This window comes from Monashia sp. NPDC004114 (assembly GCF_053603855.1).
The window spans coordinates 1-8,997 of the sequence record NZ_JBSGGK010000039.1 but is presented as its reverse complement, the minus strand read 5'-3'; the positions used below and the strand labels follow the sequence as shown (position 1 = coordinate 8,997).

Here is an 8,997-nt window from a genome sequence, read left to right as displayed (position 1 = left end):
GGCCGCTTCGGCGTTAAACACCGACCAACCCCGCGACTGCTCGGTGTGTTGCGGTGGAGGAGCGGGCTGTGGGGGCTCAGGAGTGGCGGTGCGCAGCGCGCGGCGCGGCTGACCACGGGCGCGGAGCCCCGGCGTGCGCCCCGGTGAGAGCGGGACGGGACGTTGCGTGCGGCTGCGCGCCGTGCGGCATACGGCCCTCGCCCTCGGGCTGCGCCGGGGGGTCCAGCCGCTCGGCGAGCGAGCGGAGCAGCAGCGCCGCACGGATGTGCCGCCGGGTCGTGCGCGGAGCGTGGTGCTTCGCGGCCACCCGCTGGACGATGATCTGACGGGCCAGCGCCTCGTGGGGCGTGAGGGCCACGCCTCCTGTCGGGTTGCTCATGCCAGGCTCACCTGCGCTCGCTTGACGCGGATGTCGCCGCTGCCGGACTGGACACTCAGGCTCGCACGCGACTCGGAGTCCCCAGGGCCATCGGTCGACTCGAGGGCGACGTCGACGTCGCCCGTGACGGTGTTGAGGTCGAGGAAGGTGGCGACCCCGTTGGCCACGCCGACGGTCACGTCACCAGTGCCGGTCTTCGCCTTGATCTGCCCGCCGTGGACGGCGGACAGGACGACGTCACCGGTGCCGGTCATCAGGTCGAGGTCGCCGCTGCTCGCACCGATCCGGAGGTCGCCCGAGCCGGTCTTGCCGCGGACGGACGCGTCCGAGCGTCGCAGCTCGATGTCGCCACTGCCGGACACGAGGTCGAGGCGGCCGCCGGCGCTGCCGACGGTGATGTCGCCCGAACCGGTCCTGACGTTGGCGTCGGCGCTCGTCGACCGCAGTGCGATGTCGCCGGACCCCGACTTCACGTCGGCGGACGCGACCTCGTCGAAGGACAGGTCTCCGGAGCCGGTCGCGGCCCGGACTTCGCCGAGCAGGCCGGTGGCCTCGACGTCGCCGGAGCCCGTCTTGACGTCGACGGTGCTGCCGACGGGCAGGTCGACCTCGACGTCGACCGAGCCCTTGCTGCCGAAGCCCCAGAAGCCGTCGCGCACCTTGGGTGACAGGACCACGACGTCGTTGCCGTGTGCCTCGACGGTGAACTTCTCGGCGAGCTCCTCACCGTTGCGGCCGTTCGGGATGAGGCGCACGGACGTGGAGGTGCGCTCGGTGGCGGTGAGCTTGACGTCGCCGACGAGCAGCTCGACCTTGAGGTTGATGGGACCCGTGGTTTCGAAATGGGTCTCGAGGGTGGTGCTCATGGGTGTCCCCTTCGTTGGGTGCTGCCAGTGGTCGTTGCTGGGAAGTGCGGTGGGAGATGCGGGTCGAGCGGGCGCTCAGCGCACCCAGCCCTGGACTCGCTTGTTGGAGGAGCGGTTGCGGCCGGGCGCACCCGGGCCGAAGCTGACGCCCGGGCCGAAGCCAGGGCCGACGTTGATGGTGAGCCCGGGGTGCGACGTCGCGGCCCGCACGGCGTTGACGATCCACGTGTTGAGCGACTGGCCGCGTCCGGCGGCGAGGTCCTCGGCGCGGGTCTTGAGCGCCTCGGGGATGCGCAGCGTGATCCTCGCCGTCTCGGCACCTTCGTCATCCGGTGACATCATCGTGGTGTCATCGGGCCCCATCGCCTGGGCGTCGACCACCGCGGGCCCCTCGCCGACGACGACGAAGACCGGTTCGCGGCCTTGCAGGCGCACCTCGACGGACGTCCCGTCCAGCTCGTTGGTGATCTCGGCGGCCGCGTGCGAGAGGGCGTCCATCAGGGCCAGCCGGGCCGAGGAGTCGAGCGCGTAGCCGAGCCGCTCGGCGGCCTGCTCCAGCTCTGGTCCCATCGCCCTGGCCGCCTGGGCGAGATCCCGACGCAGTGCGTCCACGTGCTCTGTGATGTCCATGCGCATCACACTGACACCATTATGACGTCATGTCAACACCCCAATGCCGCCAACCGGTGCTGCGGCAGCTCAGGCGGCCGGTCGACCTGACCACTCGACGGTCGAGTGGTCGTCTCCAGACGCCCTACGAGCAGGCTTCATGGGCACAATGGGCCCGCGGCGCCACCCCTGCCGCTCAGCCGCCAGAGAGGGTGTCGATGCGAAGCCTCGCCACGTCCGACCGACCGTCCGTCCGTGCCCTGTCCGCAGCCATCGCCGCGGTCTCCTCAGGAGCCCGAGCCCGCGACTTCATCAGGATCATGCACCGGATGGGGGCGGCCCCGGCCTCGATCGTCCCCCACGTTCGGGACTCCCCGAACTTCCGCGACGGCCGGTTCCAGTCGGCCGAGCCCTCGCTGCGCCCCCGCGTCCGGGCCCAGACGAGCGCCCTGCTCGCGGCGATCCGCGTGCACGGCCGCGGCCGGCCGGTCGGAGAGGTCCCGATCGTGCGGCCCGAGCCCCCGGCGGATCCCGGAGACCTCGCGGTGACGTGGTACGGCCACGCGACGACCGTCGTCGAGGTCGACGGGGCACGGTTCCTCATCGACCCCGTCTTCAGCGACCGCGTCAGCCCGTCCACGCGCACCGGCCCGAAGCGTCTGCACCCCGTCCCCGGCCCGATCGAGCAGCTCCCGACCATCGACGCGGTGCTGGTCAGCCACGACCACTACGACCACCTCGACGAGCCCTCGATCGTCATGCTCGAGCACACCCACAGGCCGCACTACGTCGTCCCGCTCGGCGTCGACCTGCACCTGGTCGCCTGGGGGGTGCCGACCGAACGCATCACCGCCCTGGACTGGCGCGAAGAGACCGAGCGCAGCGGCATCCGGCTCACCTGCACCGAGGCCAGGCACAACTCGGGCCGCGGTTTCGTCGACTCCCAGACGCTCTGGGCAGGATGGGCTCTGCGCGGCCCGCGGCACTCCGTCTTCTTCGCGGGAGACTCCGGCACCTCCAAGCGCTTCGCGCACATCGGCGCCGACCTCGGTCCGTTCGACCTCACGCTGATGCCTGTCGGCGCGTACGACCGTTTCTGGCCGGACATCCACATGGACCCGGAGCAGGCCGTCGCCGCCCACCGCGACGTCAACCGGATCGGCACCGACCCGGCCACCCTGGCGCGCGACGCCGCCGGTGTCGCCGACGACTTCATCGACGGCGACCAGCGGATCGACACCCCCGGAGGTGCGTACGAGGAGGGCGAGCCGACCCACACCTCCCGCACCACCGCCACGGCGGCACGCGAGTCGGTCATGGTCCCGGTGCACTGGGCGACCTTCAACCTGGCGATGCACTGGTGGGCCGAGCCGCTGCGCCGAGCCCGCAGGGCCGCGGCCGAGGCGGACATCCCGATCGCAGCCCCACGCATCGGTGAGCGCGTCGACCTGTCCGTCGGTGAGCCCCGGGACGTGGCGAGCGCCTTCAGCCAGCCATGGTGGGAGGCGTGCTCCGACCCGGAGGACCACGACTGACGCCGTGCCTTGCGTCGGAACCGGACGGCATACGACCTCCGCCGGTGAAGACCCGCCTGGCGCGCGGAACTCGCGGGACGCACCGAGCGCTGGAACTATGCGAACGAACCAACCTTTGGGAGGCTGACGTGCAGCTGCCGATCCTTCGACGTATGGGTGCCACGACCGCGGCGGTCCGCCGCCGCGTGAGCGACTCGCCCAACTACCGCGACGGTGCGTTCCAGTCGCACGAGCCGGCGCACTGGGTCGCGACCGCGGAGGCCGAGGGTGGCAGCAGCATGCTCGTCACCGCGATCAGAGAGCGCGGACGGGGCAGACCTGCCGGGACGATCCCCCTCGTGCGCCCGCAGCACCCGCAGGAGGCGGCCGACCTCGCCGTGACGTGGTACGGCCATGCGACGACCGTGGTCGAGCTCGACGGCCGGCGCTTCCTGCTCGACCCGGTCTTCGGCGACCGCTGCTCGCCGTCGGCCTTCGTCGGCCCCAAGCGCCTGCACCCCATCCCTGGCAGCATCGCCGAGATCCCACGGCTCGACGCGGTCGTCATCAGCCACGACCACTACGACCATCTCGACGAGCCGTCGATCGCCATGCTCGAACGCACCCACCGGCCGCACTACGTCGTGCCGCTCGGCGTCGAGGAGCACCTGCTCGCGTGGGGCGTGCCCCCAGGCCGGGTCACCAGCCTCGACTGGCGCGAGGAGACCGAGGTCGCCGGGATCCGCCTGGTCTGCACGGAGGCACGTCACTTCTCAGGGCGTGGCTTCGTGCGGAACCAGACACTCTGGGCGGCCTGGTCGCTGATCGGCCCGCGGCACTCGGTCTTCTTCGGCGGCGACTCCGGCCCGACCCACCGCTACGTCGACATCGGCGCGGACCTCGGCCCGTTCGACCTGACGCTCATCCCGGTCGGTGCCTACAGCCTGCACTGGCCCGACATCCACCTCGACCCCGAGCAGGCCGTGTCGGCGCACCTCGACGTCAACAAGGGCGAGACGGACTCCGTCATGCTGCCGATCCACTGGGCCACGTTCAACCTGGCGATGCACTGGTGGAGCGAGCCGATCCGGCGGGCGCGAACGGCGGCGCAGGAGCGCGGCGTGCGTCTCGTCGCCCCGGTTGTCGGCACGCGAGTCGTCCTCAGCGACAACGGAACCGACCTCGACATCGACGAGGTCGTGGCCTCCCACCAGAACCCGTGGTGGGAGGCGGCCGCGGCGGCCGACGACCACGACTAGCGGGCGTGGGCCGGCGTCAGCGCTCGGTCCGGCGGGGTGTGGCGCAGCACCCACCGCTGAGCATCAGCGGTGGGTGCTGCCACGTCCTCAGTAGCGGCCCGTGGAGAGGCGTTCGGTGAACTGGGCATCCCAGGTGCGCACCGCGGCTGAACGCTGCGGAAGGCGCTGCGGCATACCCTGCGGTGCGGCGGCGGAGCGGGCCGCGAGCGTCGTCATCGGGGGCTTCGACCCGGTGAACAGCCAGGCGTCGAACAGATCATCGAGCTGCTGCCCGGAGACTCGCTCGGCCAGCGCGATGAACTGGGCCGTCGTGCCGGTGCCACCGCCCTGCTCGCGTACCCACGACCGGGCGATCTCCCAGAACGCGTCGTCGCCCACCCGGTTGCGCAGCACCTGCAGCGTCATGCCGCCGCGGAGATAGACCGGGTTGCCGAACAGGTCGTCGTGCGGTGGCTCCCCCACGACGAACGCCCAGAAGGGATCGTCCTCCGGGATCACCGAGTAGTAGAAGTCGAGCGCGTCCTGCGGCGTGAAGAACCCCTCGTGCTCCGCCCAGACCCACTCGGCATACGTCGCCCAGCCCTCGTTGAGCCAGATGTCCTGCCACTGCTCGAGCGCCACATGGTCGCCGTACCACTGGTGGGCGAGCTCATGGGCGATCACACTGTCGCCGCCGTCGGGCCAGAAGTACTTCGAGTAGACCGGCCGGGTCTGCGTCTCGAGGGCGAAGAAGAGGTCGTCCTGGTCGTCGATGACCGCCCCGACGGTCGAGAACGGGTACGGCCCGAATGCCGCCGACAGCACGTCGACGATCTCGCCCTGTCGCGCGAGCGAGGCGTTGATCGATGGCCCCAGCACCGGGTCGCTCAGCAGGTCGGGGTCGACGGCGTCGTAGAAGGGCAGCCCCGAGGTGGTGATCGTGCCCGAACGGACGTCCCAGTGCCCGATGTCGATCGTTGCCAGGTAACTGGCCATGGGTTCCGGTGCGTGCCAGTCGAACCGAGTCGAGCCGGCCCGTGTCGTCGTCCCTACGAGGAACCCGTTGGCTACGACGCCCAGCCCTTCCGGCACGGTGACGTGGAAGTCGTATGCCGCCTTGTCCCTCGGGTGGTCGTTGACGGGGAACCAGCCGGCAGCGACATCAGGCTGCCCAGCGACGGTCGCGCCGTCGTCGGTCGCCATGAAGCCGGTGCGGAGCGAGAAGTCGCCCAGAGGCAGGAGGAACTCCTTGGGCACACCGGAGTACGTCGCCTCGATGGTGATCGGCTGCCCCGACTGGATCTTGCGCTGCGGCACGACGACCAGCTCCGCCCCGTCGCGCGTCCACGTTGCCCGCTTGCCGTCGACGGCAAGGCTGCTGATCGTCATGCCGTCGAAGTCGAGATCGAAGCGGTAGAGGTCGGCGGTCGCCGTGGCCGAGATGACCGTCGTCGCCGACCAGACGTCGGTGGCCGGGTCGTATGTGCCGGTGATGTCGTAGTGCCCGACGTCGTAGCCGCCGTTGCCGGCGAGCGGGTAGTAGCGGTCACCGACACCCGGGGTGCCGGCGGTGAAGCGGCCGTTCTTCTGGCCGGAGTCGTCTGCGCTCGCGAGTGGCGCGCAGAGTGCAAGTGCTGTGGTGGTTGCTGCTGCGATGCATGCGGTCACGGCCGCACGGGTCCTGAGCTTTCCCTTCACGGTGGCCTCCCCAGCCTGCCGCGCCGGGCGGCGCGAGCATTTCACGGTACTGCCGGGAGAGGCTGCGCGGGCGGAGTAGCCGCCCCTAGGCACCCTCACGCTGCACGAAGATCCAGCGCTTCATCGCGACGAACCGGGCCGCCGTGGACAGCACGTTCGCCACGGCCACGACGAGCGTCTGCGTGAGCGTGCTCGCGTCAGGAGCGACGTGGGCCAGCACGGCCAGCGCAAGGGACGTCGCGGCATACGTGATCGCGAAGATGACCAGCGCCTGCCCGTGCTGGGACACGAGGCGCCGGCGACCGGTCACCCCGAAGGTCCAGGCGCGGTTGAGCGCGGTGTTGAAGACCGTCCCGAGCACGAGCGCGATGCCGTTGGCGAGCTGGGACCCGACCCCGCCCCGCACCAGGGCCGCGAAGAGGCCGAGGTGCAGGGCGGTGGAGAGCACTCCCACGCCAGCGAAGCGAACAAGCTGGTGCGACAGGCGGATTCGCTGCGCGGACATGGTCGTTGCCGTGGTCGACTGGGTCACTTCGGCTGCGTCAGGTCGTAGAACGTCGAGCTACCGATCGTCACCTGGGTGAAGTTCTGCTCGACCCACGAGCTGATCTCGGACGCCGCGTTGCTGCCGCCGTTCTGCGCCCCGAAGCCACGCCCGCTGGAGGCGAAGTAGTGGATCTGGCCGTTTGCGACGTACTGCTGGAACTGCGCGAGCGTCGGGCTCGGGTCCGAGCCGTTGAAGCCTCCGATCGCCATGACGGGCAGCTGGGTGCCGAGCTGCAGCCCCGCAGCCGTCTGGGAGCCGACCGCTGCCGCGACCCACGTGTACTTGTCGGCGTTGGCCGACAGGGCCGAGACCACTGCAGTGTCAGGGGTGGTCGCGTCGAGCAGCCCACCCATGCCTCCACCACCGCCGCCGTTCACGGTCCCGCGAGCGCCGCCGAAGCCGCCGGGACCACCCGCGCCGCCGAAGCCGCCGGGGCCACCCGCGCCGCCGGGCCCGCCGGCGCCACCCTGGCCTCCGCTCGGTCCGGCCGTCACGATCGAGCCGGTGTGGCCCTGGGCGGTCGTGGAGAGGGTGTATGCCGTCGGGCCGAGCAGCCCGGCGACGAGCGCGCCCGCGAGCACGAACGGGATCGCCCTCGCGTGCAGCCACTGGATCGCCAGGATCAGCATTGCGGCGGCCATCCCCACGGCGAGCACAGTGATGCGCAGCCAGTCGCCGTAGGCGGTCGTTCGGGACAGGAGCAGGAAGCTCCAGACGGCCGCAGCCGCCGTAGCTGCGGCGAGCGCGATCGTGCCGACCGAGGACGAGCGTCGCTGCCACGCCTCGACCGAGCCCATGCCGACGAGCGCTCCGACCGCGGGCGCGAGGGCCACCGTGTAGTACTCGTGGAAGATGCCAGCCATCAGGCTGAAGACGATCATCGTCACCACGAGCCAGCCGCCCCAGACGAGGTATGCCGCCCGGCGGAGGTCCGTGCGCGGGCGCCGTCCGCGCAGCCACAGGCCGGCTGCGAGCAGGATCAGGGCGCTCGGGATGAGCCACGAGATCTGGTCGCCGACGCTGGAGGAGAACATCCGAAGCAGTCCGGTCTGGCCCCACATCCCGCCGCCAGCACCGCCGCCGCCACCGACCGAGCCGGTCTCGTCACCGGAGAGGCGGCCGAGGCCGTTGTAGCCGAAGGTCAGCTCGAGGAAGGAGTTCGTCTGGCTGCCGCCGATGTAGGGCCGCGCCGAGGCGGGGATCAGCTCGACGATGGCGACCCACCAGCCCGCAGAGAGGATCATCGCACCGACTCCCATGAGGGAGTGGACGATTCGCTTGCGCAGCGTCGTCGGCGCGGCGACGAGGTAGGCGATGCCGAAGAACGGGACGACCAGCAGCACCTGGAGCGTCTTGGTGAGGAAGCCGAGGCCGATGAAGACGCCGACGATGATCATCCACTTGGGCGACGCCTGCTCGATCGCCTTCATCGTGGCCCACGCGCCGAGCGCCATGAGCAGGGTGAGCAGGGCGTCGGGGTTGTTGAAGGTGAACATCAGCGCGGCGACGGGCGTCAGCGCGACGACGGCCCCGCCGATGAGGCCGGCCGCGGCGCCGAAGTGCCGCCTGACGGTCGCGTAGACCACGCCGACCGTCGCCACGCCCATGAGCGCCTGCGGGATGAGGATCGAGAAGGAGCTGAGCCCGAACATGCGGACCGACAGGGCCATGAGCCACAGCGAGGCCGGCGGCTTGTCGACGGTGATGGAGTTCGAGGCGTCGGAGCTGCCGAAGAAGAAGGCCTTCCAGCTGGCGCTGCCGGCCTGAGCGGCGGCGGAGTAGAAGGAGTTGGCGTAGCCACTCGAGGTGAGGTTCCAGGTGTAGAGCGCCAGCGTCGCGAGGAGCAGGCCGATCATCGCCGGGCGGGCCCAGGCGGGGTCGGACTCGTCCCCGCGCCAGAGGCGGCGAAGCCGTCCGGGACGACCCGCTCCCGCTGCCGGCTCGGTGGCGATCTGCTGGCCCGGAACGGGCCCGGTCGTCGACGCGGAGGCCACCGAGGCGCCCGGTGAGGTGAGGGTCATCGTGTCCATGTCGCCAACCGTCGCGGCAGGCACTGTGCCGTTGCTGTGATACCCCTGAGGCCTCTAGATGAGCCTCCCCCGTCAACGTCGAGTGGCCTCGTCGTCACACGCTCAGGTGTGTAGAC

The 8,997-nt window shown here is 70.8% G+C and carries 8 protein-coding genes; 2 read left to right on the top strand and 6 right to left on the bottom strand.

The features are described 5' to 3' along the window. Positions 1–76: 76 nt before the first annotated feature. The 3 genes from ACWEOW_RS25315 to ACWEOW_RS25305 all read right to left on the bottom strand — a co-directional run bounded on the left by ACWEOW_RS25315 (position 77) and on the right by ACWEOW_RS25305 (position 1,875). On the bottom strand, positions 77–379 hold the full coding sequence (locus ACWEOW_RS25315; RefSeq protein ID WP_452272026.1) for a hypothetical protein: 303 nt from the start codon (positions 377–379) through the stop codon (positions 77–79). Beyond that, positions 376–1,245: a DUF4097 family beta strand repeat-containing protein gene (locus ACWEOW_RS25310; protein ID WP_452272025.1), complete on the bottom strand. Its 870-nt coding sequence runs from the start codon at positions 1,243–1,245 to the stop codon at positions 376–378. The genes ACWEOW_RS25315 and ACWEOW_RS25310 overlap by 4 nt, the downstream gene beginning before the upstream one ends. A 75-nt stretch (positions 1,246–1,320) precedes the next feature. Beyond that, on the bottom strand, positions 1,321–1,875 hold the full coding sequence (locus ACWEOW_RS25305) for a toxin-antitoxin system HicB family antitoxin (RefSeq protein WP_452272024.1): 555 nt from the start codon (positions 1,873–1,875) through the stop codon (positions 1,321–1,323). A 197-nt stretch (positions 1,876–2,072) separates the two neighbouring features. Here ACWEOW_RS25305 and ACWEOW_RS25300 point away from each other — a divergent pair, with 197 nt between their 5' ends. Then, a complete protein-coding gene (locus ACWEOW_RS25300) occupies positions 2,073–3,389 on the top strand; it encodes an MBL fold metallo-hydrolase (RefSeq protein WP_452272023.1) in 1,317 nt (438 codons plus the stop codon). Positions 3,390–3,541: 152 nt separating this feature from the next. Next, on the top strand, positions 3,542–4,627 hold the full coding sequence (locus ACWEOW_RS25295) for an MBL fold metallo-hydrolase (RefSeq protein WP_452272022.1): 1,086 nt from the start codon (positions 3,542–3,544) through the stop codon (positions 4,625–4,627). Positions 4,628–4,714: 87 nt separating this feature from the next. Here ACWEOW_RS25295 and ACWEOW_RS25290 read toward each other — a convergent pair whose 3' ends face one another. The 3 genes from ACWEOW_RS25290 to ACWEOW_RS25280 form a co-directional block, all read right to left on the bottom strand. After that, complete coding sequence (locus ACWEOW_RS25290; protein WP_452272021.1) at positions 4,715–6,304, bottom strand: M1 family metallopeptidase; 1,590 nt, start codon at positions 6,302–6,304, stop codon at positions 4,715–4,717. Between the two features lie 85 nt (positions 6,305–6,389). Beyond that, positions 6,390–6,836: a GtrA family protein gene (locus ACWEOW_RS25285; protein WP_452272020.1), complete on the bottom strand. Its 447-nt coding sequence runs from the start codon at positions 6,834–6,836 to the stop codon at positions 6,390–6,392. Further along, positions 6,833–8,881 (bottom strand): glycosyltransferase family 39 protein, encoded by a 2,049-nt coding sequence (locus ACWEOW_RS25280; protein WP_452272019.1) that lies wholly within the window; start codon positions 8,879–8,881, stop codon positions 6,833–6,835. The genes ACWEOW_RS25285 and ACWEOW_RS25280 overlap by 4 nt, the downstream gene beginning before the upstream one ends. Positions 8,882–8,997 lie beyond the last annotated feature (116 nt).